Source organism: Rhizobium sp. J15 (assembly GCF_002531825.1).
In the GTDB taxonomy this organism is placed as follows: Bacteria; Pseudomonadota; Alphaproteobacteria; order Rhizobiales; family Rhizobiaceae; genus Rhizobium.
Genome location: NZ_NWSX01000026.1, coordinates 18,041 through 44,034, shown reverse-complemented (window position 1 = coordinate 44,034; position 25,994 = coordinate 18,041). Strand labels below are relative to the sequence as shown.

The 25,994-nt window shown below is 61.6% G+C and carries 19 protein-coding genes; 14 read left to right on the top strand and 5 right to left on the bottom strand.

The window, feature by feature from the left end; genetic code table 11:
- Positions 1-5 precede the first annotated feature (5 nt).
- A complete protein-coding gene (locus tag CO670_RS20930; protein WP_097592008.1) occupies positions 6-3,032 on the bottom strand; it encodes a glycoside hydrolase family 38 C-terminal domain-containing protein in 3,027 nt (1,008 codons plus the stop codon).
- A gap of 345 nt (positions 3,033-3,377) precedes the next feature.
- On the opposite strand from CO670_RS20930, the gene CO670_RS20925 reads away from it, so the two are divergent.
- The gene (locus CO670_RS20925) at positions 3,378-3,563 is read left to right on the top strand and encodes a hypothetical protein (protein WP_097592007.1); all 186 of its coding nucleotides are present in this window, start codon (positions 3,378-3,380) and stop codon (positions 3,561-3,563) included.
- Between the two features lie 46 nt (positions 3,564-3,609).
- Here CO670_RS20925 and dsr1 read toward each other — a convergent pair whose 3' ends face one another.
- Complete coding sequence (dsr1, locus tag CO670_RS20920) at positions 3,610-7,311, bottom strand: anti-phage defense-associated sirtuin Dsr1 (RefSeq protein ID WP_141502350.1); 3,702 nt, start codon at positions 7,309-7,311, stop codon at positions 3,610-3,612.
- Positions 7,312-7,640: 329 nt separating this feature from the next.
- Here dsr1 and CO670_RS20915 point away from each other — a divergent pair, with 329 nt between their 5' ends.
- Positions 7,641-8,780: an ROK family transcriptional regulator gene (locus CO670_RS20915; protein WP_097592005.1), complete on the top strand. Its 1,140-nt coding sequence runs from the start codon at positions 7,641-7,643 to the stop codon at positions 8,778-8,780.
- Between the two features lie 12 nt (positions 8,781-8,792).
- Here CO670_RS20915 and CO670_RS20910 read toward each other — a convergent pair whose 3' ends face one another.
- Positions 8,793-9,839 (bottom strand): Gfo/Idh/MocA family oxidoreductase, encoded by a 1,047-nt coding sequence (locus CO670_RS20910; RefSeq protein WP_097592004.1) that lies wholly within the window; start codon positions 9,837-9,839, stop codon positions 8,793-8,795.
- Positions 9,840-10,190: 351 nt separating this feature from the next.
- Here CO670_RS20910 and CO670_RS20905 point away from each other — a divergent pair, with 351 nt between their 5' ends.
- From CO670_RS20905 to repC, 9 genes are all read left to right on the top strand, one after another.
- On the top strand, positions 10,191-11,489 hold the full coding sequence (locus CO670_RS20905) for an extracellular solute-binding protein (protein WP_097592003.1): 1,299 nt from the start codon (positions 10,191-10,193) through the stop codon (positions 11,487-11,489).
- A gap of 287 nt (positions 11,490-11,776) precedes the next feature.
- Entirely contained in the window at positions 11,777-12,706 is a 930-nt protein-coding gene (locus tag CO670_RS20900) for a sugar ABC transporter permease (protein WP_097592002.1), read from the top strand.
- Complete coding sequence (locus CO670_RS20895; RefSeq protein WP_097592001.1) at positions 12,703-13,545, top strand: carbohydrate ABC transporter permease; 843 nt, start codon at positions 12,703-12,705, stop codon at positions 13,543-13,545. Before CO670_RS20900 ends, CO670_RS20895 begins: the two co-directional genes overlap by 4 nt.
- A gap of 40 nt (positions 13,546-13,585) precedes the next feature.
- A complete protein-coding gene (locus tag CO670_RS20890; protein WP_097592000.1) occupies positions 13,586-14,824 on the top strand; it encodes an ROK family transcriptional regulator in 1,239 nt (412 codons plus the stop codon).
- Positions 14,825-14,851: 27 nt separating this feature from the next.
- Positions 14,852-15,706, top strand: a complete 855-nt coding sequence (locus tag CO670_RS20885; RefSeq protein ID WP_097592043.1) for a sugar phosphate isomerase/epimerase — start codon at positions 14,852-14,854, stop codon at positions 15,704-15,706.
- A gap of 22 nt (positions 15,707-15,728) precedes the next feature.
- On the top strand, positions 15,729-16,790 hold the full coding sequence (gene ugpC, locus CO670_RS20880) for a sn-glycerol-3-phosphate ABC transporter ATP-binding protein UgpC (RefSeq protein ID WP_097591999.1): 1,062 nt from the start codon (positions 15,729-15,731) through the stop codon (positions 16,788-16,790).
- 239 nt (positions 16,791-17,029) lie between these two features.
- Positions 17,030-18,238: a plasmid partitioning protein RepA gene (gene repA, locus CO670_RS20875; protein WP_097591998.1), complete on the top strand. Its 1,209-nt coding sequence runs from the start codon at positions 17,030-17,032 to the stop codon at positions 18,236-18,238.
- A 69-nt stretch (positions 18,239-18,307) separates the two neighbouring features.
- On the top strand, positions 18,308-19,279 hold the full coding sequence (gene repB, locus CO670_RS20870; protein ID WP_097591997.1) for a plasmid partitioning protein RepB: 972 nt from the start codon (positions 18,308-18,310) through the stop codon (positions 19,277-19,279).
- A 214-nt stretch (positions 19,280-19,493) separates the two neighbouring features.
- Complete coding sequence (repC, locus tag CO670_RS20865; RefSeq protein ID WP_097591996.1) at positions 19,494-20,774, top strand: plasmid replication protein RepC; 1,281 nt, start codon at positions 19,494-19,496, stop codon at positions 20,772-20,774.
- Here repC and CO670_RS20860 read toward each other — a convergent pair.
- Positions 20,767-21,237, bottom strand: coding sequence for a ProQ/FINO family protein (locus CO670_RS20860; RefSeq protein ID WP_097591995.1), 471 nt, complete (start codon positions 21,235-21,237; stop codon positions 20,767-20,769). The two genes, repC and CO670_RS20860, sit on opposite strands and share 8 nt — an antisense overlap.
- A gap of 234 nt (positions 21,238-21,471) precedes the next feature.
- Here CO670_RS20860 and panC point away from each other — a divergent pair, with 234 nt between their 5' ends.
- The 3 genes from panC (at position 21,472) to CO670_RS20845 (ending at position 24,785) form a co-directional block, all read left to right on the top strand.
- Positions 21,472-22,389, top strand: a complete 918-nt coding sequence (gene panC / locus CO670_RS20855) for a pantoate--beta-alanine ligase (RefSeq protein WP_097591994.1) — start codon at positions 21,472-21,474, stop codon at positions 22,387-22,389.
- A complete protein-coding gene (gene panB, locus CO670_RS20850) occupies positions 22,386-23,207 on the top strand; it encodes a 3-methyl-2-oxobutanoate hydroxymethyltransferase (protein ID WP_097591993.1) in 822 nt (273 codons plus the stop codon). The genes panC and panB overlap by 4 nt, the downstream gene beginning before the upstream one ends.
- A 177-nt stretch (positions 23,208-23,384) precedes the next feature.
- The gene (locus CO670_RS20845) at positions 23,385-24,785 is read left to right on the top strand and encodes a vWA domain-containing protein (protein ID WP_245425917.1); all 1,401 of its coding nucleotides are present in this window, start codon (positions 23,385-23,387) and stop codon (positions 24,783-24,785) included.
- 223 nt (positions 24,786-25,008) lie between these two features.
- On the opposite strand, the gene CO670_RS20840 is transcribed toward CO670_RS20845, so the two are convergent.
- Positions 25,009-25,929, bottom strand: coding sequence for a hydrogen peroxide-inducible genes activator (locus CO670_RS20840; protein WP_097591991.1), 921 nt, complete (start codon positions 25,927-25,929; stop codon positions 25,009-25,011).
- Between the last annotated feature and the right edge of the window lie 65 nt (positions 25,930-25,994).

The window sequence follows — 25,994 nt, the reverse complement described above, 5'->3', positions numbered from 1 at the left end:
CGGGATCAGCCCTTCCGCAGCCTCCAGGTCCGGATTTCGAACGGCATGATGTCTGCCGGCCCCTGGCGCTCCATCGGCTCTTCGAGAATGTTGAGCGGCTGCGACGCGCTCCATCCGGAAGGCAGGTCGAGGGAGAGGCGGCCGCGCCGGCCGGCGGGTTCGTAGAGGCGCAGGATGAGGCCGTCCCCCTCTTCCGCAGGCTTGAGGCCCGAGAAGGCGACGGGGGTGCCGGAGACGGCAAGCGGCGCGAAAGTGCCGGCGGAGAGGCCCTGGGCTTCAGCGGTCACGAGCGGCTGGTTGAGATCGAGCGCCTCATCCAGCACGCCGCCGTCATGCCAGGCACCGTCATGCGGCATCAGCGCATAGGTGAAGCTCTGTTCGCCTTCGTCGGCCAGCGGATCCGGATAGATCGACCCGCGCACCAGGCTCATGCCGAGCACGTTGCCGCGGGCGCTGTGGCCGTATTTGGCATTGTTGAGCAGCGCCACGCCGAAGCCCGGCTCGCTGATATCGACGAAGCGGTGGGCGACGGCTTCGAACATCGCCTGTTCCCAGGAGGTGTTGGTGTGCGTCGCCCGCTCGACCACGCCGAAGGCGCATTCGAAGCTTGCCTTGCGCGACCTGACATCGACGGGGTTCAGCGTGCGCAGCAGGGTGCGGCGGTCGTGCCAGTCGATCGTCGTTTCGATGTCGAGCCGCTTGGCATTGGCGGTCAGCACATAGGTCTGCGTGACGCTCGAATTGCGGTAGCGGTGGATGACGCGGATCGCCGCGCGGTGTGCGCCGCTCTCGACGAGGCTGATGCTTTCGGGCGTTTCGAGACGGACGGCCTTTTCGGCATAATCGGCATCGATATCCCAGGCGTCCCAGTTGCGCGGCTTGTCGGCCGGATAGACCCAGAGCTGGTTGGCCGAACCGTCGACCGCTTCGCGGCCGCTCGCCTTGTGGACAAGGCTTGCAACCGCGCCGTCCTTGCCGATGACAACGGCGAGATGATCGTTTTCGAGGCGGTCGGCTGTTCCCTTGAGGCCGCCCGCCGGCTGCAGCGCCTGCCGGTCGAAGACCGCAATGGACAAGGGAGCGACGATCTCGGCGGCCGAGACGACGGTGCCGTCGGCGAGCGTAGCACTGAGGGGCCGCGGCGCAAGCGACGGATTGACGACGACGAGCGCATCGCCGACGCTACCTTTCGGCAGCTGGGCCTGCAATGCCTGCAAGGCCTTTGCCTGCTCGGCCTTGGCATTGTCGATGACGCCGCCGAGCTCCCGCTCCGCGTCCTGATAAACCTCGCGGATGCTCGAGCCCGGCAGGATGTCGTGGAACTCGTTCTTCAGCACGACGCGCCAATCGGCTTCCAGGCTTTTGGGCTTTTCCGCGCCCAGCAGATGCGCGAGCGAAGCGATGGTTTCGGCGGTGATCAGCGCGCGTTCGGCGTGGCGGTGCTTGCGCTTGACGCCGCTTTGCGTCGTCAGCGTCGCGCGGTGCAGTTCGAGATAGATCTCGCCGTCCCAGACGGGCAGGCTCTTCTCAGATGCGGTGCGATGCGCCTCTTCATAAAAGCTCTTGACCGTGCCCCAGCGCGCCTGCGGGATGGCGGGAAAATCGCGCAGCTGCACTTCGCGCTCCACCATTTCGGGCGTCACGCCACCGCCGCCGTCGCCATAGCCGACGGCGAGAAGCGAGGCGTGATGCTGCACCTTGCCGCGGAAATTCTTCCAGGTCGGCACGTAGCAATCGGCCTGCACGAAGCCGTTATAGCCCTGCATCGGATTGTCGAAAGTGTGGGTCAGCACCTGGCTGCCGTCGAGGCCCTTCCACCAGAAAAGGTCTGAGGGGATATGGTTGGTCTCGCTCCAATTGACCTTGATGGTGAAGAAGCTGTCGATGCCGCCTTGTCTGAGGATCTGCGGCAGGGCGCCGGAGAAGCCGAAGCAATCCGGCAGCCAGCAGACCGTATGGCGCGCACCGAAGGTCTTTTCGAAATAGCGCTGGCCGTAGAGCACCTGGCGGGCGAGGCTTTCGCCTGTGGGCATGTTGGTATCGGGCTCCACCCACATGCCGCCGACAGTTTCCCACTTGCCTTCCGCGACCTTCTTCTTGATGCGTTCGAGAAGCTCCGGGTCTTCCTCTTCCATCTGTGCGTAATAATGGGCGGTCGACTGGTTGAAACGGAAATCGGCCGAGCGCTCCATCAGCGACAGCGCCGTGTTGAAGGTGCGCCGCATCTTCCGCCGCGTCTCGCGATAGGGCCAGAGCCAGGCGAGATCGATATGCGCATGGCCGGTCAGCACCAGCTCGCCATTCTGCGGGAAGCGCTTCTGCAATTCCTTCAGCCGTGCCGTCAGCACTTCGAAGGCGGAAGCCGCCGAGGCGCTCTGCTCGTCGGAGAGCCCTGCCGGGTTTTCCGCAAGCTCCGGCAGCTCCCAGATCTTCTGCTGCATGACGGCATCGGCGGTGCGGGAGACGTAGGCCGCCGTATCCGACGGCCAGTCGAGGCTGCGCAAGGTCTGCTCGGCGGCATCCATCATATGCGGCACGACCTCATGCTCGCCGAGCACATCGATCGCCTCGGAAACCTGCTTCAAGAGAAGATGCAGGCTATGCGCCGGGCCGTCGAGCCGGATCAGCCGGGCCTTGTTGAGCCGCGGCGCCCGGTTCGGTTCGCCGAAGGGAAAGCGCGCGACGCTTTCCGTCGCAATCGAAAAGCGCCGGCCCCTGACCGGAAATTCCTGATGATAGGGGTCGAGCCCGAAGGTCTCGCTCTGGCCATCCGGATAGCTCAGCGTGATCAGGCTCTCGCCGCCGAGATCGAGCTGCAGGCGGATATCCTCCAGCGGCCAGCCCTCCGGCGCCTCGACGCGCGCGGCAAAATGCACGACGCCCTGGCGATGCGGCCAATCCTGATGATGGCCGATCGGCTCTCCCTCGAAAGTCCAGCCGCCGATCGGGCTGCTCTGCCGATCCCGCCAATGCGCGAGCTCCGCAATGCGGACTTTGAGGCGATCGAGGCGTTGGGCAATGGTCAGAGGCATGGTCTATCCCTGTTGAAAAAATCGGCGGCGAACGATCCGGAGTCATGGCTTTGGGAGATGAAGATGGTGCGACAGAGATCGCAATTGCCGGCTCCTCCTCCCAGCGGGTCCCGCCGATGTTTAGATTAAGTAACTTTGATTTGCAGTCAAGTGCGCAGGAGGGTCATTGTGAAGACAGCCCATCGTTTCGTCATCGGCCGGCTGCAGGACGTTCCCCGGCTACAGGACGTTCAGAGAATAACGCAATCTTGATCGGAGGCAGCAGTTTACCGAGCACGGTATCGGCCTATCTGCCTGGCAATCACATCAAAGGCGCTGGCCCTCGGCCAGCGATGGGAGGATGGGATGTTTCAAATTCGCAAATTACTGGCTGCGATGGCAGCCATCGTCGCGGTTGCCGTATCCTCTGCCTGCACGACGAGTTCGACCGATTCGGTCCAAACCGGCTCGGTCGGATACAGCAGCGTCGACTATGGCCTCAGACCTGCCTGCCGCGACGGCTTCGGCAACGATCGCCCTTGCAGCTATTAGGTACGATCAATTGCCGTACCAATCTCTTCTCATTGAGACTAGGGACTCACGCACGTTGCAGTAAATGCAGTAGATTTTTCATTCGCTTATCTTCGATGAGTGATTGATCGGCTTGAAGTATTTTGTCAAGGCAATGAGAAATTGCGGGTGTGCTCCATATCGACGAGCGATCCACCACCGCATGCAAAAAGCGTAGAGCTACTTCCGGAAATCTTCCTGTAAGATCTGTTCGATCAAGCTGATGTATAGCAAAATCAGCGTGCTCTGTGGGAAACAGCCAGTCTTCTAATAAATCCAGCGCATCCTTAAACCTCTCGTTCGCGGCGACGATGAGTGTCGCGATCGCGCCTGCTACTTTCGGAGTACGGAGTTCTTCACTCTTGGGCCACACATACCTAAAGTACGGCTTCACTCTATTGTCCCAAAAGTCACTGCTTTTCCCCCCAGAGCTTTCCAAACCATCTGTAACTGTTTGGAGTGCCTGAACTAAGCCATCTTCAGGCAGGCATTTGGTCGCGTTCGCAAAATCGGTCTTAGTAAATCCCTCTCCAGAATCCAAAGCAGCGAACGTCAGCAAACCCGCGTATTGCTCCGACAGCTCTCCAAGTTTCGAGTAATGCTTAGCGGTGAATAAAAACTCTGATTTCAGCCTCCGAAGGAGGGGCCAGTACAGACGCGGCGACCAGAGGAAACCCGACCACGCAATAGTCGCTTCATACTCTGACCTTTCCCAATCAAAGAGTCCCAGCAACCATTCGGTCGTCCAATCCTCATCAACACGAAATAGAGAAATCGCATTCGAGCAGAGAAATAAGCGCCCATAAGCGAAGCTCAGGATTTCGAGATTACATATTCGAGTGAATACGTCGGCAAGATCAGGCGGCAGCCGTTGACCGTCATTCAATTCACGCGAATACCAAAACTTCAAGAGACCGTCAGCTACTTGGCCGACCGGATGATTTAAAGCAGCCGTCAGAATTGAACCGTCTAGCTCGTCGGCGTCACGACCTACATTCTGGTCCAAAATCCGGGACGCCAGGTGAATATAGTTACCCTTATACGAAGCAGCAAACTTGCCGCATTCTTGCACCCATCCACTTAATGCATACGACAAGTCGGCAATCACTTGATCCGGCGCGTCTTCAATCGCCTGGCCGACACAGCGCCACGAGCGCTCAGCATGTGTGTCAGTTGACCAAGCATTCAACGCTTGTCGCCAGCGGTTTATGACCCAATCGCCTTGCCTCGCGAGATCCAATAACGCGATGACGGTTCGTGGAAAGTCGAGGCGGCAACGCTCAGGAAAGTTGTCACCTTGCTCGAAATCATCGGTCTCTCTATTTTGGCGAATCCACTCTGTGTATTCTCGCCGAGGTACCGGAGCCACTTCATAAGAGTGATGAACATTCCCCGCCTCCATATAGACTGGGAATTGATCACGTTCTGCCACCTGTCCCCACTTTGGATGCCTTTCAGCTATTTCGGCCAATCTGGCTTCCGCATCCGCAGAAGGTACTCCTCCGCTTTGGCGATAAAGAACGAGGCGCCGCCAGACCTCTCGGTCAACGCGACGAGCCGCAAGTTCTGGATCGAGCGCATCGGGTTTCACTTGTCGTTCAAGGATCGCGCTTTGCAGCAGTTCCGCACTGTGAACGCTCAGCTGACTTGCAAGTACCTCGATCAACTGCAGGGCTTCGCGTTGGGTCTCAACTGACCACAGCCACCGTCCTCCTTCCAACAAAAGGAACTCAACTGCCTGATCGGCCCCGAATAACTCAAGATGCTGCGCTAAGGCGTAAAGTTGAAGGCGTCGGAAAATAGGATGTCCAATTTCCGCCCAACGCTGAAATTCTAATTGCGCGCGTTTTGGCGTATCTTCCGCTGTTGCAAGCCATGCGTCACGAGCGAAATCTATGAGAACGGTCCAATCCCGAAAAGTCCTATTTTGAGGATGCGGAGCGATCGATGGATGTTGCACATATGTGCTAGTTTCGATCGAATTGTCTTTGCCAATGGAGAACGCAATATCCATTGCTTCTCGTAGAATATCTGTTGCGTCGGACATCAGGTCGGCCAACGCATTCTTCCACACTTCGCTTTTGAAGATGTCACGAAGCGCCGATGCGCCATTTGTGCCATTGAGGGTTAATTGCCAGTCAATCCTCGCCTCTCCGTCGGCATCGAGATCCTCATCGTAACGATACCCTTCAGCAATACGAACTCTCGGCGCCAACAATTCACGCAGTCTGATCCGAAGCAACGGCGTGAGCCGACGCTCCCGCCGCAACTCTTCCGACCAATTATAAAAATCGAATGACTGCCAAGACTCATGCAGCCGCCCGCTCAAGGCGAGGCGCCAAAAGGCCTCCATCCTCGGCGAAATTACCGGTTCGGAGCTCAACCTGTCTAAAATTATGAAACCGAAATGGTCAGGAATTAGCCCACCATTGCGCGCCACCCACAGCAACATCCGAGGGTCATCCAAGTGCTTCAGAAGCCAGCGCGCAAGTTGCCGCATCACCGCGTCAGGGTAGCCTGAGGAAGTTTGCCTTCGGAAGGCGAGCCTCATCCAAGATGACGTTGAATAGGGCCAAGGGCGCTCCAGTAGACTGAAGCTCAGCTTCTTGTCGAACTCTGCTTCAGGCGTAACTTGGAACCTGACAAGATCGTGGTGGTTGAAAGCGGGTCTACCGAATTCATCCAGCCAATCGATCGGCGGGCTGGGGTCCAGTTCTGCAAATGCTTTGGCAGGCAACCCCGATTTATCGCTTAGAGCCCACAGCATTCTTCCGACGAAGTTATCTTGTTTGGTACTACCCTGCGGCCTCAATCGTCCGTGCCGCATAACGATGGCTTCTTTGGCGCGAATCCCATCTCGGTAGCTGTCGGCCCATTCACGCAGCGTCTTGTGTAACAGCGAATGCCGGTTGGCGTCGCTGTAGAGAATCGGCGTCACATTTTTCGCGGTCCATTCGTCGGCAACTTGAGCTTCTGCGCCACGAGAGTAGCCACCAAACGCATAAGCATCTGGCGCCTTTTCTCCCAATAATCGGTCGGCCGCTAGGGCATCCATCATGTACCGCAACACAGGATCGTCGATGCTATACCCAACGAAGCAGACCGTATAGCCGCGAAGCAACTCGCCGACGAAACGAGCAGCCCAGCGTTCGGTGAGATACGCAAGACCAAAATCGCCGCTGGAAACCACCAGCCTCTCAAGTTCGCTCGGCACCTGCGTTTCAGGGAGCAGACCATGTAGATAGACCAGACCGTCCCATTTTCTTTTCTTGGGAATGGGCAACAGGGGCGCACAGTAGGATTGATAATCGACCTGCATGCGTTTCATTGCTTCTACGAAAAGCCGATCGAAGTTAGTGGTAATGAGTCGAACCCTGTCGTCAGATTGGCTGAGGGTAAGCAACGCTTCGTGTGTCGTCGTCGCATTCTGTCTACTAAGATTCGGTGTGAGAATTTCCGCGATAGCACGGCGAACTGACTGACGATGGCCGACAATACGATTTTCCAGAAGGCCGATCGCCGTATCGTAGTTTTTATTATCTATCGCAAGTTTTTCAACACGAGTCGGCTCCTCGCCCAAAGCGTCGTAGAGCGATTTCACAAGTCCACTGAAGCCAGGAAGTTCGGCTGGATATGAAATCCCGGCACCGCAGAAGAATACGACCTGACCATCTTCATGAGCTTGCAGAAGCCTGTCGGGAACATCCGGTCCGTTAGAAATAAACTGCAAGGATTCCCCTCTCTAAGATTCGGCGCGACCTTGAGACAACGTTAGAGGGAAATTGAAGATTTTTTGCACGGACTTTTTTTGGAAGCTCCTTCAGCGAAAAGCGACGGCTCGCTCGCCTCGGGGGAGAGTATATAATCCGTTCGATTTGATTTCCTGTGTAATTTCCGATTGCAAAAAATGCACAAGAAGAAACCGCGCATGTGAAATGTGGAAGCAAACCGAACAATTTTCATGCTAGTAACAATAACTTACAAGGCAGCTTCGAAGGTCTTTGATGACATCGACTGCGGGTGCGATAAAGAAATCATGTTGCTCTAGGAAAGACGGTCATGCGGTATCTTCGGTCAGGGCCGCGTCGGCTTCATACCCAGGAGGTGGGCGCCGGGCGCGCCAAAACGGTGGGGTTGAGGTCGGGCGAGATCGCCGATCGGAACATTCGCGTCATCCTGGAAGCGATCCGCCGACATGGGCCGCTGACGCGCACCGAGCTCGGGCGGCATAGCGGGCTGACCGGGCCCGGCATCACCAATATTCTGCGGCGGCTGGCGGAGGAGAAGCTCGTCACCTCGAACCGGCGCAACGGGCTTGGCGGCGGCGCCACGGCGACGGAATTCGCGCTGCGGCCGGAGGGCGCTTTTTCGGTCGGGGTCAAGCTTCGCCAGCGGCGCGGCGAGATCGTGCTGATCGATCTGAGCGGCCAGGTGCATGACCGGGCCTATTTCGACGTCGAGCCGTCAGACAAGGTCAGGCTGGTGCATGCAGCCGCCCGAGACATGGTCGACCGGCATGCCGGCCTGCCGGTCATCGGGCTCGGCATCGCCGCCAACGACTGGACGGAGGCTGAGAGCGACGCCATCGCCGCGATCTCGACGATCGCGCGGCCCTATGTCGAGAACGAATGCACGGCGAGCCTCCTTGCCGAACGCACCATCGGCAGCGCCATGCCGGAGGGCGGGCTGGCGATGATCATCATCGACGACGACGTGCAGGCGGGCTTCCTCATCCGCGGCGTCCCCTATTCCGGCGTGCATGGACGGGCGGGCAGCATCGGCGAAATGCTGACCGGGCCCGACAATGTCCAGCTCAATACCGTCGTCGGCTTCGGATCGCTGCAAGCGCGCATCGGCGAGGAGGATTTCGCCCGGCTGCTCAAAGGCGAGGAATTCTCCTGTCCCTTGCTGTCGCAATGGATCCGCGAGGCCGCCGGCCATCTGCTCGATCCGATCATCGCCATGGCCGGCTTCTTCGCCCCGAGCACCGTCATGATCGGCGGAGACCTGCCGCAGGGCGTGATCGAGGCGCTGATCCACCAGCTTTCCATCGAGCGGCGCGATACCTCGACGCGGCCCATCATCACGCCATGGATTTCGCCGATGCGGCCGGCCAGCTTCAGCGGCGGCGGCGTGGCGCTCGGCGCGGCGCTGCTGCCCTTCCTCAACACGCTGCTGCTGCCGCCGGCTTCGGCCTAAAGCGCGACATGCCTAACCAAGCGCCTCGTCCTTGTGGCTGAGGTCGGAGGTGAGCGCCTTGTCGAGCACCTTCTGGATATTCGCCGCGCGCCGGAAGGATGGTTCCTGGGTCTTGCCCGCCCGCACCGCCTGGACGAAACGCTGGTAGTTGCTCTCGACGGGATCGAAGGACACGTCGCGCCAGGTGGCGGTGTGCACGTCCTCGCCGAGGCAGGCGCGCAGCGTCGATTTGCCGGTATCGTAGATCATCTCGACCGAGCCGGTTTCGCCATAGACCCTGAGGCGCAGCTGGTCCATCTGGCCGGCGGCGGTGCGCGTCGCCTGGATCGTGCCGATCGCGCCATTGGTGAAATCGACATTCATGGTGAAGCTGTCATTGGCGTCGAGATCATACTCGCCGATCTTGTGGCCGGGCGCCTTGTCGAAGGTCTTCAGCCGGGCGAAGACATGGGCGACGTCGAGGCCGGAGCCGTAGGAGGCGAAATCGACGATATGGATGCCGATATCGCCGAGCGCGCCGTTCGAGCCGTGCTTTTTGCTGAGCCGCCACAGCCATTTGCTCTCGCTCTTCCAATCGCCCCAGTGGCGGCCGACCAGCCAGCTTTGCAGATGCGACGCCTCGACATGGCGCACCGCGCCGATCTCGCCGGCGAGCACCATCTGCCGGCCCTTCTGCAGCGCCGGCGAGTTGCGGTAGGTGAAATTGACCATGCCGACCTTGCCCGCCCGCTCGATCGCCTCGGTCATCTCCATGGCTTTCGCCGCATCGGTGGCAAGCGGTTTTTCGCAGAAGACATGCTTGCCGGCGGCGATTGCCTGCAGCGTCGTGGGGTGGTGGATGCTGTCGGGCGTGACATTGGCGACCGCATCGAACTCGCCCCAGGCGAGCGCGTCCTCGAGCGATAGGAAATGATTGGCGATGCCGTGTTCGGTGCAGAAGGCCGCCAGCCGCTCCGGAACGACATCGACGCCGCCGACGACGCTGACGCCTTCGATCGCCTTGAAGCGCGCCGCATGCTGGTTGGCCATGCCGCCGGTGCCGAGAATGAGTAAACGCATCTTCTCCTCCACAGAGTTGGGTATCCGGCTGCCGCCGGGCAAAAACCGCCGCTTGCGGTCGCGGCCATCCGCGATCGCTCGGGCTCTTCCTCGGGAAAATTGCGGGGTGGATGCGCCGCGCGTCCGATGGACGCTCCATCACCTCGATCCGGCGCATGACCTCGCGAAGTCGACTCGATTTTCGCCGGCAGCGCGCTAGCTGCTGTTGAATGTCGCCAGCATCTCGATCCTCCCAAAGCTCTGGCTTGACATCAAATCAAAGTAACTTAATCTAATTAATGCAGCACGGAAATGAGGAGAGGTCAACCGACCGCCAGGCTGTATTCGTTCAAAATGGGGAGGAGACCCATCATGAAGAGCGCGACCGTCAGCGCATTGGCGCTGAGCACTATCTTATTTTCAGCATCCGCCATTTTTGCCCAGGAACTCGCCACCAAGGACCGGATCGGCCTTGCCGATGCGGCCAAGACCCTCGTCGTCCGCCTGACCAACGACAGCCCGAACAATTCCGATCCCGCCATCGCCGAGGGCTATCAGAAGCTGTTCGTCGAATTCATCAAGAAGCATCCCGAGTGGAAACTGCAGATGCAGTTCATGTCCTCCGACATCGGCACCGAGCAGGCCAAGATGCTGGAGCAGGCCAAGGCCGGCAACGCGCCGGATTGCGCCGCCGTCGACTCCTTCGTGCTGTCGCAGTTCATGGTCAACAAGGTGCTGGCCGATTTCACGCCCTATTTCTCCAAGGAAGAAGTGGACGATCTCTTCCCCTTCATCCGCGCCGGCATCACCGACAAGGACCAGACGGTGCGCGCCTGGTGGTGGGATACGGACCTTCGCGTGCTCTACCGTAACAAGTCGATCGTTGCAGATGCGCCCGAGACCTGGGACGACCTGAAGAAGGCCGCCCTTGCCTCCACCAAGGAAGGCATGGAAGGCGTGCTCTTCAATGGCGGACGCTGGGAAGGCACGACCTTCGACTGGCTCGCCAATTACTGGGCGCTCGGCGGCAAGCTCGTCGACGACAGCGGCAAGCCGGTGTTCGGCGAAGGCGAGAACAAGGAGAAGTTCCTGAAGGCGCTGAACTATTTCAAGGATCTCGTCGATTCCGGCGCGGCCCCCAAGCGCGTCAGCACCATCGCCAATTACGACGACATGAACGCGGCGGCGGCAGCCGGCACGACCGCCCTCTTCATCGGCGGCAACTGGCAATATGCGCAGCTGAAGTCGACGCTCGACGAGGAGGAATTCAAGAACTGGACCTTCTCGCCGATCCCCGGCCCTTCCGCCGATCAGCGCTCGACCGGCACCGGCGGCTGGACGATCGCCTCCTTCAGCAAGGACAAGGACAAGGTCGAGATGTGCGCCAACCTCGCCCGCGAGGTCTATATGGGCCCGGCCAACGCGCTGCAGCAGCAGTTGCCGACGCGCAAATCGCTGTTCGACAAATACGAGGTCTTCTCCACCGAAGCCAACAAGACCTTCGCCCAGGCTCTGGTCAACGGCCAGGCGCGCCCCGGCGTGCCGATCTATCCTGAAATCTCCAACCAGATCCAGATCATGATGGGCGACGTGCTCTCGGGCACGAAGAAATCGGAAGAAGCCCTGGATGCCGCCTTCAGCGCGGCGATGGAGGCTTACAAGCGGCTGTGATGCTGCGGCGCAGCTCAGGAGATCGGCGAGAGCAGCCCCTCATCCGGCTGCCGCCACCTCTCCCCGTTGTGACGGGGAGAAGGGACAAGCCACAAGCTCTCCGTCCCTTACCAGCGCCTCTCGGGGCACGTCCCCTCTCCCCGTCAGAACGGGGAGAGGGTTAGGGTGAGGGGCAGCCTTCAGCGCGGAACGGACGGTCGTGTTCTGATACTCGGCATTTTTTTAGACAGCGGCGGCGCCTAGCCTTGAGGCGCCGTCGAAAGTGCCAAACCCGGACAGAGAAGCCAATGAGCCCCATTGCCATCGAGGCCGACAGCCCGCCTCAAAGCAGAACGTTCATGCGCCGGTTCGCCGGTGCGCCCCTGCCCTGGATCATGCCTGTGATCATCGTCATCGGCATATTCTATCTCTATCCCGTCATCGACGTCTTCCGGCTTTCCTTCACCAATGCGACGCTGATCGGCGACAATCAGCAATATACGCTGGGTTCGATCACCAATGCGCTGAGCTCGCCGCAGCTGCCCGACATTTTATGGGCGACGCTGATCTTCGTCGGCGGCAGCGTCATCGGCCAGCAGATCCTCGGCCTTGCCGTCGCCGTCACGGTCATCCGCGGCGAAAAGCGCGGCCTGTTCGGCACGACGATCCTGAGAACGACGGCGCTGGTCGCCTGGGTGGTGCCCGGCATCGCCGGCGGCATCATCTGGCAGATGCTGTTTTCCGAAGCGCCCTACGGCGCGCTGAACAGCATTCTGAGGCTGATGCACATGCCGACCGTTGCGTGGCTTTCGGATCCGGCGATCGCGCCATGGTCGACGCTGATCTCCAACATCTGGCGCGGCACGGCCTTTTCCATGGTCGTCATGTATGCGGCGCTGAAGGCGATCGATCCTTCGCTTTATGAAGCCGCCGAAGTCGACGGCGCCACCGCCTCGCAGCAGTTCTTCTTCGTCACGCTGCCGCAGCTGCGCGCCGCGATCCTCGTCAACATGATCCTCATCACCATCCAGACGGTGAACACTTTCGATGCGATCATCACGCTGACCGGCGGCGGTCCCGGGCGCGCGACCGAGGTGATCTCGCTCTACGTCTTCAACATCGTTTTCCGGAACTACGATCTCTCCGGCGGCAGCGTGCTCTCCGTCCTGATGCTGATCATCAGCCTCGGGCTCGCCTTCGTCTATGCCTCGTTCCTGCCGAAGGAGGAAGAGCAATGAGCCAGCGCACCGGAACCCGGCTCGGCGATGCCATGAGCTATCTCTTCATGCTGGCGATGTTCATCTTCTTCGCCGGCCCCCTCACCTATCTCCTGTCGATGGCGATGCGCGACAAGCGCGAGATCTATCGCGGCGCCGCGCGTTACATTCCCAACAATCCGACCGTCGACAATTTCATCACCGTTCTCAACAACAGCTATTTCCCGATCTATCTCTGGAACGGCCTGAAGCTCGCAGCGCTCAGCGGCTTCGGCGTGCTGATCGTGGCGCTGCCCGCGGCCTATGCCTTTTCCCGCTTCAATTTCCGCGGCAAGGGCCTGTCGATGATGGGGCTGCTGCTTTTCCAGATGATCTCGCCGCTCGTCATCATGGTGCCGCTCTACCGCTACATGAACCGCCTCGGGATGCTGGACACGCATTTTGCCGTCGTCATGGTTTATATCGCGCTCGGAGTTCCCCTGGCGACATGGCTCTTGAAGAGCACCGTCGACGGCATTCCGCGCAGCCTCGACGAAGCGGCGATGATCGACGGCTGCAACCGCTTCTCGGTCTTCTGGCGCATCATCCTGCCGCTGTCGGCGCCGGGCATCGCCTCGGTCTTCATCATCACCGTCATTGCCGGCTGGTCGCAATTCCTCGTGCCTTTCCTGCTGCTCACCAAAAATGACCTGATGCCGATCGGTGTCGGAATCTTTAACTTCCGCGGCATGCAGACCGACTCGTCCATCCAGTTGCTTGCCGCCGCCTGCCTGATCTCGGTCGTTCCGGCGATCGTGGCCTTCCTGTCGCTCCAGAGGCTGATCCTGGGCGCGATGACCAGCGGCGCGGTGAAGGGATGAGACCGGTCCTGCATTTCTGGCGCGAGGAAGGATTGAACGCATGAACCAGATGCCCGGCGCGAAGCTTTCCCCCGATCTGACGGGCGCCAATGTCGAGGATGCCGGCGAGCACAACCGGGCCGTCGTCCTGCGCTGCATCCATCGCCAGGCGCCGATCTCGCGCGCCGAAATCGCGCGGCGGACCGGCTTCACCAAACCGGCCATCGCCCGCATCGTCGACCGGCTGCTGGATGAGGGCCTGATCATGGAAGCTCGCCGTCGCCACGGGCTGCGGGGCCAGCCGGCAATCGAGCTGGAGATCAATCCGGATGCCTCTTACGCCATCGGCATCAATATCGACCGCGATCACCTGACGATCCTCGCCGTCGATGCCGTCGGCAATGTGCGCGCCCGCGTCCATCACGAAAAGCGCTTCATCCTGCCTGGCGAATTCATGCAGCTGACATCGGATGCGATCTCCCATTTCCAGCGCAGCCGGCTGATCGACGATGCGCGCCTTTGCGGCATCGGTCTCGCTGTGCCGGATTGGCTCGGCGAAATCGCGCTGCTCGGCAAGCCCGATGCCTATCAGGAATGGACGGAATTCGATGTGCGCTCAGCCCTTGAGAACCTGACGCAGCACCCCGTCTTCATCGAGAACGAGGCGAATGCCGCAGCCCTTGCCGAGCTCGATTACGGCCTCGGCGCCGAAAGCAGCAGCTTCTTCTATATCGCCGTCAATGCCTGCCCGGGCGGCGGCCTGGTGCTCGACGGCAACGGCCATCGCGGCGCCATGGGCCTCAGCGGCGAGATCGGCTGGCTGCCGATCGCCGACGGCCGCGACGGCAAGGGCCAGAAGGTCCAGCTTCTCGGCGAGATCTTCTCGCTGTTCTTCCTTTATGATTTCCTCGCTAAACACGGCGTCAAGGTTAGCGTTCCCCAGGATCTGCTGACGCTCGATGCGCAGGGCCGCCGCCTCGTTTCGCAGTGGCTGAAGGAAATGAGCGCGCATCTGGCGGTCGCCGTCAAACATATCGCCATGATCGTCGATCCTGACGCCGTGCTCGTCGGCGGCAGGCTGCCGATCCGCATCGTCGATGAATTGCTGCGTTATGTGCACGAACATCTCGACGCCGAGGACACCAACCTGCCCTCGCTGCATCGCGCCTCGATCGGCGAGGATGCCTCGGCGATCGGCGCGGCGGCCATGCCGATGGCAGCCGCCCTGATGCTCGCATCGGCCGACGTCGCCCAACGCACGCGCTCGCCGCTCAAATTCATGGATCGGCTGAACAGTTGAAACGGCCGCAAGGCCCGGGAGGATATGGTGAAGATCGGCTTCTATACCTCGACATTCAATGACCGCCCGCTGGAGGAAGTGGCGGACTTCGCCGCTTCGGCCGGCTTCGACGCCATCGAGATCGATGTCGGCGGCCATATCAAGACGCCGGACCGGGTAGCAGACGCCGTCGCGCTGGCGAGAAGCCGCAGCCTCTTCGTCTCCTCTCTCACCTATTTCGGCAACCAGCTCGATGCCGACCGCGACAGGCGCCGGGAGCTCCGGTCAAGAACGGCGGAATTCGCCCAGGCGATCGGCGAGACCGGCGTGCCGATCTTCGTGATCTTCCCCGGACGCGACGACAGCGCGGGCGAGGAGGCCAATTATGACGATTTCGCCGACTTCGCGAACGGGCTGATCGCCGAGACGCGATCCTCCGGCCTGACCTTCGCGATCGAGAACTGGCCGGGACCGAAAGACAATTTCATCGGCACGACGCCGAAGGGATGGCAGGAGCTTTTCGCGAGAATCCCGGACCGCCGCTTCGGGCTGGAATTCGATCCCTCGCACCTCATCCGCATCGGCGTCGATCCCTACCGGGCGATGGAGGCGGTGAAGGATCGCATCGCCATCCTGCACGCCAAGGATACGGCAATCGATCGCGAGGCGCTGCAGGCGATCGGCTATCACGGCAAGGGCTGGTGGCAATACAAGCTGCCGGGGCTCGGCCTTCTCGACTGGCCGCGCTTCCTCCGCCAGGCCCGCGGTCACGGCTTCGACGGCACGCTGTCGATCGAGCACGAAGATGCCGCCTATGGCTGGCCGGGCAAGGATCTCTCTGCGCGCAAGGAGGGCGAGCGCCTCGGCCTCGATTATCTCAAAAATGTCTTGAACGGACTTTGACGGCGAATTCTGGAGGACTTTCATGGCCCATGTTTCGGTCAACAATGCGCGCAAGGATTACGGCGCGTTCAAAGCCATCAAAGGCGTCTCGGTCGATATCGGCGACGGCGAATTCGTCGTGCTGGTCGGCCCCTCCGGCTGCGGGAAATCGACGCTGCTCCGGATGATCGCCGGTCTCGAAGGCATCACCTCGGGCCAGATCCAGATCGGCAAGCACATCGTCAACGAGCTGGCGCCCAAGGATCGCGACATCGCCATGGTGTTCCAGAACTACGCGCTCTATCCGCATATGACGGTCGCCAAGAACATGGGCTTCTCGCTGCGGCTGAAGCGCATGCCGAGGTCGGAGATCGACCACCGGGTCGGCAATGCCGCCAAGATCCTCGGCCTCGAAAATCTGCTGGAGCGCTATCCGAAGCAGCTTTCGGGCGGCCAGCGCCAGCGTGTCGCCATGGGCCGCGCCATCGTGCGCGATCCCGCCGTTTTCCTGTTCGACGAGCCGCTGTCGAACCTCGACGCCAAGCTGCGCGTGCAGATGCGCTCGGAGATCAAGGAACTGCATCAGCGCTTGCAGACGACCACCATCTACGTCACCCACGACCAGATCGAAGCCATGACCATGGCCGACAAGATCGTCGTCATGAAGGACGGGTTGATCGAGCAGTCCGGCTCGCCGCTCGAACTCTACGACCGCCCGAACAACCTCTTCGTCGCCGGTTTCATCGGCTCGCCGGCGATGAATTTCATCAAGGGCAGCATGACGGAGAACGGCTTCCGCACCGAGGATGGCCTGCTGCTGCCAAGCGAGCGCCGCCCGCCCGACGCCGTCATCTACGGCATCCGTCCCGAACATATCAGTCTCGACCCTGATGGCATCGAGGTGACGACCATCGTCGTCGAGCCGACCGGCTCGGAAACGCTGGTCCTCGTCCGGCTTGGAGGGCAGACGCTGACCTGCGTCTTCCGCGAGCGGATCAGGGCCGCCCCCGGCGACATCCTCAGGATCGCGCCGATCCACGACACCGTTCACCTGTTCGGCGAGAACGAGCAGCGTATCACCACAGGCGAAGCGCCACTGAGTTAAGCCCGCCGAATGCCCCCTCCCCTTCGGCCGGGCGACGCCGGGGGCGCGTTATCAGCGCCCCCGGCCCAAACTCCCCGGCCTCCCAGACATCATGCAAAACCGCCCAAGTGCTTGAACGCGAAACCAAAAGGTTAATATGCGTTAACCTTAAAATTCTTGGCCGGTATCGGAGAATCGCGGATAATAACGGTTACAGGGGCTTTTGATCCCGAAAATCGTTATCCGAGAGATTGCCGCCGATGAACGCTAATTTGAATGGCTTGAAGGCCGCGCCGCTCTATTTCGAGGATCAGATTCTCGAACAGGGCGACGTGATTTCAAAGAAGCTGCATCTGCTCAGCGTGCAGCGTTTTCCGCCGAATGCGAAGAAGACGCTGCGCAGCTTCTCGCTGGCGGAGGTCGCCAATTATGTCGGCGCGTCGCAAAGCACGCTGAAGAAGCTGCATCTCGAAGGCAAAGGCCCCTGCCCCCGGACCTCGCCTTCCGGGCGGCGCTCCTACAGCGCCGAGCAGATGCTGGAGCTGAGGCGCTATCTCGATGCGCATGGCCGCTCCGAGAGCCGCATGTATGTGCCCCATCGCCGCGGCCATGAGAAATTGCAGGTGATCGCCGTCGTCAACTTCAAGGGCGGCTCGGGCAAGACGACGACGGCTGCCCATCTTGCCCAGCATCTGGCGCTGACCGGCCATCGCGTGCTCGCCGTCGATCTCGATCCGCAGGCCTCGCTCTCTTCCCTGCACGGCTTCCAGCCGGAATTCGACCAGGCCTCCTCGCTCTACGAGGCGATCCGCTACGACGGCGAGAAGAAGAAACTCTCTTCCATCATCCACAAGACCAATTTTCCCGGTCTCGATATCGTGCCGGCCAATCTCGACCTGCAGGAATACGAATACGACACGCCGCTCGCCATGGCCGACAAATCGAGCAATGACGGCAAGACCTTCTTTACGCGCATCCCGCGCGCGCTCGCCGAGGTCGACGACCGCTACGACGTCGTCGTCATCGATTGCCCGCCGCAGCTCGGCTATCTCACGCTGACGGCGCTGACGGCGGCGACCAGCGTCTTGATCACCATTCATCCGCAGATGCTCGACGTCATGTCGATGGGCCAGTTCCTGCTGATGCTCGGCGGCATACTGAAGCCGATCCGCGCGGCCGGCGCCGAGGTGAACCTCTCCTGGTACCGCTATCTCATCACCCGCTATGAGCCGACCGACGTGCCGCAGGCGCAGATGGTCGGCTTCATGTCGACCATGTTCCACGAATTCATGCTGAAGAACCAGATGGTCAAATCGACGGCCATCTCGGATGCCGGCATCACCAAGCAGACGCTTTACGAGGTCGAGCGCTCCTCGATGAACCGGGGAACCTATGATCGCGCATTGGAGGCGATGGACGCCGTCAACGCCGAAATCGCCGGCCTCATTCACCAGGCATGGGGGCGGTGAATTTGTCGGCTGACAAATTCGCCGTTTCCTTGAAGCAAATCAATGGAATGACCGCAATCGGAGGAAGCGATGGCACGGAAAAATCTGCTTGAGGGGCTCACCGAGATGCCCGAGAGCGCGGGCGCGCCGAACTATCCGATGCGCGGGGCCGGCCGCTCGCTCGTCCGCTCGCTGGATGAGCTTGCCAAGCAGGCCGAAAAATTCCTCGAGGGCGAAGCGGTGGTCGATCTCGATCCTGATACCGTCGAGGTCTCCTTCGTCAAGGACCGGCTGTCGGAGGACGACGAGGCGTTCCGCGCGCTGGTCGAGGCGATCCGCGCACGCGGGCAGGACACGCCGATCCTAGTGCGCCCACACGGCAAGATCGACGGACGTTATCAGGTCGTCTTCGGCCACCGGCGCCTGCGCGCCGCCCGCGAGCTGGGCCGCAATGTGCGCGCCGTCGTCAAGGCGATCGACGACCGCACCCATGTTATCGCCCAGGGCCAGGAAAATTCGGCCCGCGCCGACCTCACCTTCATCGAGCGGGCGCTCTTTGCCCGGCGGCTGGAGGAACTCGGCTACGACCGGGAGGTGATCTCGACGGCGCTCGCCGCCAATGCGGCTTCGGTCTCGAAGATGATGTCGGTGATGGAGCGTCTGCCGCAAGAGGTCGTCCAGGCGATCGGCCCGGCGCCCGGCGTCGGGCGCGAACGCTGGGTGGAACTGTCGCTGCTCGCCGGCAAATCGGCCAATGCCGCAAGTGTCGCCAAGGTCCTCGAAGGCGACAACTTTCATCAGTTACCTTCCGACAAACGTTTCGAAGCGCTCTATGCGGCGCTGAACAAAAGCGCGCGGCCGGTGAAGAAAACCACCGCCGCCAGGAAGGTGACATGGCAGCCGCTTGATAAGGCGGTGCAGGCGGAAATGAAGAATGACGGCAAGGCGTTCTCGCTCTCGATGAAGGCGAAAAATGCCGGCCGCTTCGGTGAATTTCTCTCCGGCAGGCTGGATGCGCTCTATGAGCAATTCCTCGCCGAGGAGGGCAAACAAGGAGACTGAAACCGCAAAAGAAAAAGGCCCCCAAACGAACGAGTCGTGGAAGCCCTTCTCACATCCTTAAGCAAGACAGAGAATCGCATTTTCACGAATCCCCGTCAAGAGTCCTGAAGCGGTCGCCCGCGTCTTTTCAGATGCGGCAATGACGCTGCAGTGGCCTCAACCCTCGCATCGTTTCGGTGATCGGATTTCTTTTGCCTGAATAGAGGTGAAGGAAATGGAGAGTGAATCTGTGACGACGCCCTTCGGGCGGCGGCCGATGTCGCTTGCCCTGCTGCTGAAACAGCGGCGCGGCGAAGCGATGGCGGCCGGGACGACGCGCAACAAATGGAAATTGTTCCGATCGGTCTGCGAGGCGCGGGCAGGGCTCGGCGTTACCGACCGGGCGCTCACCGTGCTCGATGCGCTGCTGAGCTTCTATCCCGAGGACGAGCTCTCCAGCGAAAAGGGGCTGGTGGTCTTTCCCTCGAATACGCAGCTTTCGCTCAGAGCACGCGGCATGGCCGCCGCCACGCTGCGCCGGCATCTCGCCGTGCTCGTCGAGGCCGGCCTCATCTCCCGCAAGGACAGCCCGAACGGCAAGCGTTATGTGCGCCGCGGCAGGGCAGGCGGCATCGACGAGGCCTATGGCTTCAGTCTCGCCCCACTGCTCGCCCGCGCCTCCGAGATCGAAGCCACGGCCGCCGGGATTGCCGCCGACCGGCAGATGCTGCGGGCGACGAAGGAGCGGCTGACGATCTGCCGGCGCGATATCGCCAAGCTCATCGCCGCAGCCGTCGAGGAAGCCGTTCCCGGCGCGTGGGAGCGGGTTTCCTCGCTGTTTCACGCACTGCTGGAGCGCATTCCGAAGGCGGCAACCCTCAAAAATCTCCCGCCGCTCCTCGAAGAGCTGGAGACGCTGCGCCTCTCCATCATCAACACATTGGAATCGCATGAGAAAATGCAAATGGCGAGCACCAGTGAATCCCAGTTTGAGCGCCACATACAGAATTCGAATCCCGAATCCCTATCTGAATCTGAACCGGGCTTGGAAACGGAGCAGGCGGCGAGGCGGGACGACCAGCCAAGGGCAGGGCTGGAAAGCCATGAGCAGGGCAGGCGAGGGGACGGCGGGCAGGGATGGCGGGCTGTTCGGACGGATGCCGGGAGATTGAAATCCTTTCCGCTCGGCACCGTGCTGCAGGCCTGCCCCGATATCGTCGATTACGGCCCGGGCGGGGCGATCGGCAGCTGGCGGGATCTGATGACGGCGGCGGCCACCGTGGGCGCGATGCTGCGCGTCGGCCTGCCGGCCTATGAGGAAGCCTGTGCGGTGATGGGGCCGGAAAACGCCGCCACCGTCATGGCCTGCATCCTGCAAAGGGGAGGGTGCATCACCTCCGCCGGCGGCTATCTCAGGGATCTCACGCGGCGCGCCGGACGCGGCGAATTCGCGCTCGGCCCGATGCTGATGGCGCTGTTGCGGGCGAAGGATCCGCCTCTCGGCAAGGCTAGCTGACGGGGCTCTTACGGCCGCGCAGCAGGGCGGCGCGGATCTGTTCGTTCTTGCTGAGCACCGGCGGGGGAACCGGCGCCGGCTCGGGCGCCTCGGCCTTGGCGCTCTGCTTGAGGCTCAGGAAGCGCTTCTGCGCGACCAGCCGGTCTTCGACGGACAAGGCTTCGACCGGCTCGCCGTCGATGTTGTGGCGCATGGAATCGGGCTGGGCGCTGGCGAAATAATAGCGCCGGCAATGGACATAGGCAGCGGTCGCGCGCCGGAGCGTCGTCACCCCGGCCTCGGGCTTCAACAGCGGGCGCAGTTCGTTGAACAGGCCGACGGCGAAGGGAAGGACGGGATCGCCGGGCTTGGCCGGAAGCACGCCGACCGGCCGGATCAACATGCCGTTGATCGCGTTGGCCTTCTCCACGTCGAGCTCGGTCGCCGCAATCGGCCCGCGGCTGATCTTCCAGGGTTTGTCCATGCATCCTCCATAACGGCCGACTGTGATGGTATCTTGACGGACAGGGCCAATAACGCCGCGGCCCGCACATTGCTAGCCCAGGGCAAGCTTCCATTTCCGGGCGGATATAGGTTCGGCCTCATCAGTCTTCCATTCCCATATAATCGTTTTTATCGCGGAATGTGCATTGACCTCCGGCATCGATTACACTTCTTATCCGCGCCCAAGAAGAATGACCGGCCGCTGGGAGGATATATGCGGGTTTTCTCGAGCATTGAAGAGCTGCGCCACACGCTCGATGCGCTGAAGCGGCAAGGGCGCACCGTCGGCCTGGTGCCGACCATGGGTTATCTCCATGCCGGCCATATGCAGCTCGTCACGCGCGCCCGGGCCGAAAACGACATCGTCGTCGTCTCGATCTTCGTCAATCCGCTGCAGTTCGGCCCGGCCGAAGACCTCGCCAAATATCCGCGCGATCTCGACCGCGACGGCGCCATGCTGAAGCAGGCCGGCGTCAACTTCCTCTTCGCGCCCGGCGTCGAGGACATGTATCCGCGCCCGATGAAGACGGTGGTCGACGTTCCCGATCTCGGCCGCGAGCTCGAAGGCGCGGTCCGGCCCGGCCATTTCGCCGGTGTCGCCACCGTCGTTTCCAAGCTGTTCAACATCGTCCAGCCGCAGACCGCCTATTTCGGCGAGAAGGATTACCAGCAGGTCGTCATCATCAAGCGCATGGTGGAGGATCTCGCCGTGCCCGTGCGGGTGATCGCCGTGCCGACGGTGCGCGACAGCGACGGCCTCGCCCTGTCGTCGCGCAATGTCTATCTCAGCCCCGACGAGCGGCGCGCGGCGGTGATCGTCCCTCAGACGCTCGACGAGGCCGAGCGCCTGGTCGCCGACGGTCTCACCGATGCCGGAGAGCTGGAGGCTAAGCTCACCGCCTTCATCGGTCGCGAACCCTTGGCGAAGGCCGAGGTCGTCGCCGTTCGGGATGCCTCGACGCTGGCGCCGGTCGCTTCGATCGAAGACCCCATCGTCGTGGCGCTCTTCATCAGCATCGGCACGACGCGGCTACTCGACAACAGAGTGATCCGCAGCCGCGTCCCGGGAGACAATAAGATCGTCCGGGACAACCGCATGACCGGACAGTCCGGAAAGGGAGTGACGAAATGAGCGCCACCGGAACCCAGAAGCGCCTGACGCCAGTGCGCATCGCGGCCATGAAAGGCGGCAAGCCGATCGTCTGCCTCACCGCCTATACGACGCCGATGGCCCGTCTTCTCGACGAGCATTGCGACCTGCTGCTGGTCGGGGATTCGCTCGGCATGGTGCTCTACGGCATGGAGACCACGATCGGCGTCACGCTCGACATGATGATCGCCCATGGCAAGGCGGTCATGCGCGGCGTCGCCAACGCCTGCGTCGTCGTCGACATGCCCTTCGGCAGCTACCAGGAATCGAAGGAGATCGCCTTCCGCAACGCCGTGCGCATCATGCAGGAAACCGGCTGCGACGCGGTCAAGCTGGAAGGCGGCGAGGAGATGGCCGAAACCATCGCCTTCCTCACCAAGCGGGGCATTCCCGTGCTCGGCCATATCGGCCTAATGCCGCAGCTCGTCCATACCGCCGGCGGCTATCGTTCCGTCGGCCATTCCGAACACGAGACATCGAAGATCCGCCGCGACGCCCATGCGATCGGCGGCTCTGGTGCGTTCGCCGTCGTCGTAGAGGGCACGGTCGAGCCGCTCGCCCGCGAGGTGAGTGCAGGCATCCACATACCCACAATCGGCATCGGCGCCTCTTCGGCCTGCGACGGCCAGATCCTGGTCTCGGACGACATTCTCGGCCTCTTCAACGATTTCAAGCCGCGTTTCGTCAAGCGCTACGACGAACTCGGCAAGCGGGTCGCGGATGCCGCCGCCGCCTATGCCGAAGAAGTGCGCTCGCGAAAATTCCCGGCCGCCGAGCACACGTTCAAGCGCCGCTCGTAAGGCGAGGGCACCCGCGCTTCACATGCGCGGCATATCCACAATGAGAGCCGGCTGTCCGATTCGCGTTGGAAAATTTCCCCTGCCGCTCCCAGGCGGCAGCGCGTTTCCCTGTCGTTAAGCTTGCCGTCATAGCGCTGTTCGAAACCAAAGAGAGATCTTGATTTCGAGCCGATGCCCATGTCCCCTCGCTTGCCCCTGCTTTCCCACCTGATCGAAAACCGCGACGGCGCGGTCGCCATCATCGTCATCCTGGCCGCCGTGCCCATGCTTCTCGCGGTCGGCGCATCGATCGATTACATCAGGGCCTATAACAGCAGGACGGAGCTGCAATCGGCCGCGGACTCGGCGGTGCTCGCGGCGGCCGCGAAATACAAATCCGGCATGCCGGAGGCGACGATCGCCAAGACCATCAACGCCTTCCTCTCGGCAAACGGCAAGTTCGAGACCGCCGTCGCCGGCAAGCCGGAGGTGGCAAGCGACGAGTCGGAACTCTGCCTCGACGTCACGGACGGCGTGCCCACCACCTTCATGAAACTCGCCAATATCCAGTCCGTCCCGATCGGCATCCGCTCCTGCGCGGCCCTGCCGGGGGTGAAGCAGCTGGAGATCGCGCTGGTTCTCGACGTGTCGAGCTCGATGATCGAGGAGAACCGCTTCACGCCGATGCAGACCGCGGTCGCCGGCTTTCTCCAGGCCTTCTCGTCCAATTCGTCGCTGGTCGACAAGACCAAGATCTCGATCGTGCCCTTTTCCAGCCGCGTCAATTTCGGCCTCGCCAACACCGGCTGGCTCAAATCCTATAATGGCGCGGCCGCCGTTCCCAAACGCTGGACCGATCCCCAATCCGTCTATAGCTCCAGCTACAAGCTCTCCTACTGGATCGACGGCGTCACGCCCGTCATGGCCACCACCAAGAACTATTACTGGATGGGCTGCATCGAGCCGCGCGCCGATGTCGAGGTCCGGGACGAGGGCGCGATCGGCGATTACGGCATGAGCGATGCATCGCCCGATACCGCTGCCTTCGTCCCCATGGACGCCAATCCGAAATCCGGAACGAGCTTCTGTCCGCCCCCGGTCACGCCGCTGACCGGCGACTTCGCCTATCTGAAAAAGGCCGTCGCCAACCTGACCTCCGAAGGCTCCACCCGGCTCGACGCGGGCGTGGTCGCCGGATGGTACACGCTGTCGCCGAAATGGCAGGGCGTCTGGGGAGACCAGTCCTCGCCCGCGCCGGTCTCCGATTCCGTGCACAAAGTCATGGTGTTCATGACCGATGGCGAAATGAACACGAAATATAACCCGAACGACAAGTTCGACTGGATCTGCTCGCAAACCCAATCCTCGGCCTGCAACACCTTCGCCACCTCGGCGATGCTGACCGCTTGCACGGCGATCAAGAAGAGCGGCATCGAAATCTATACGCTTTCCTACAGCGCCGATGCCGACGTGGTGAACATCCGCAACTGCGCCACCAACACCGCACATTTCTTCACCGCATCGCCTGCTACCATCAAGACGGTCTACGAGACGATCGCGGCTGCCATTCGCGGGGATACGTTGCGGCTGACGCAGTAAACGCCGAGGCTGGCCGCTGCGGCCCAAGACCCCGCCCCAAACCCCTCCCCACAAGGGGGAGGGGCTTAACCGGCGGCCTCGGTGGAGACCAGACGGAGAGGCCTTATTCGCTGCGACCGTTCAGCCGATTGGTATGGTGGAGGCTACGTGAAACGGTGCGGCATGTTAGTCCCTCCCCCTTGTGGGGGGGGGTTGGGGAGGGGTCTTGGCACCCACCAGCAGCCTATCCATCACCCCCGCCATACTGCCCTCGCATCGCCTCCGCCGAGCGGCGGACCGCCTCGGCGACCTCCTGCAGCTGCTTGGCCATCGGCGTGGAATTGCGCCAGACCATGCCGATGGTTCGCGAGGGCTGCGGCGAGGGGAAGCGGGAGATCGAGACGTGGGCCGAGCGGGTTTCGACGGGAACGGCCATTTCCGGGATCAGGGTGACGCCGATGCCGGCGCCGACCATCTGGACGAGGGTGGAGAGCGAGCTGCCTTCCATGATCTCACGCAGGCGGGCGGGCCCGACCTTGCAGAAGGACAGGGCCTGGTCGCGAAAGCAGTGGCCCTCCTCGAGCAGCAGCAGCCGCATTTCGCGCAGCGCCTCGCGTTCGGGCACCGGCTTGCCGCCGTCCTCGTGCCGCCGGACCAGCACGAACTCCTCCTTGAACAGCTCCAGTTCGGTCAGCGAGGGTTCCGACACCGGCAGCGCGACGATCGCCATGTCGAGCTGGCCCTGCGCCAGCTCCTGAACCAGCTTGCCGGTCTGCGTCTCGCGCACCTCGATCTGAATCCCCGCGAAGCTTTTGTTGAGATCGTTTATAATCGCCGGCAGCAGATAGGGCGCGATCGTCGGGATGATGCCGATGCGCAGGCGCGTGAGGAAACTGTCGCGCGAGGCGCGGGCGAATTCGCCGAGTTCGTCGACGGCGCGCAGGATATCGCGGACGCGCAGCGCAAAGGTCTGGCCGAAGGGGGTGAGCTTCACCTCGCGGGCGCTGCGCTCGAAGAGCTCGCTGCCCAACTCCTGCTCAAGTTCTTTGATCTGCATGGAGAGCGCCGGCTGGGAGATGGCGCAGGCATCGGCGGCACGGCGAAATCGGCCGTCCCTTGCCAAAGCTTCAAAATAACGCAGCTGTTTCAGGGTAAGATTTTTCATAAGCTCAGCTTATCGCAGCAATCAGTAAATCCAACTTAAAATTATTGAACGCTTCCGATATGAAG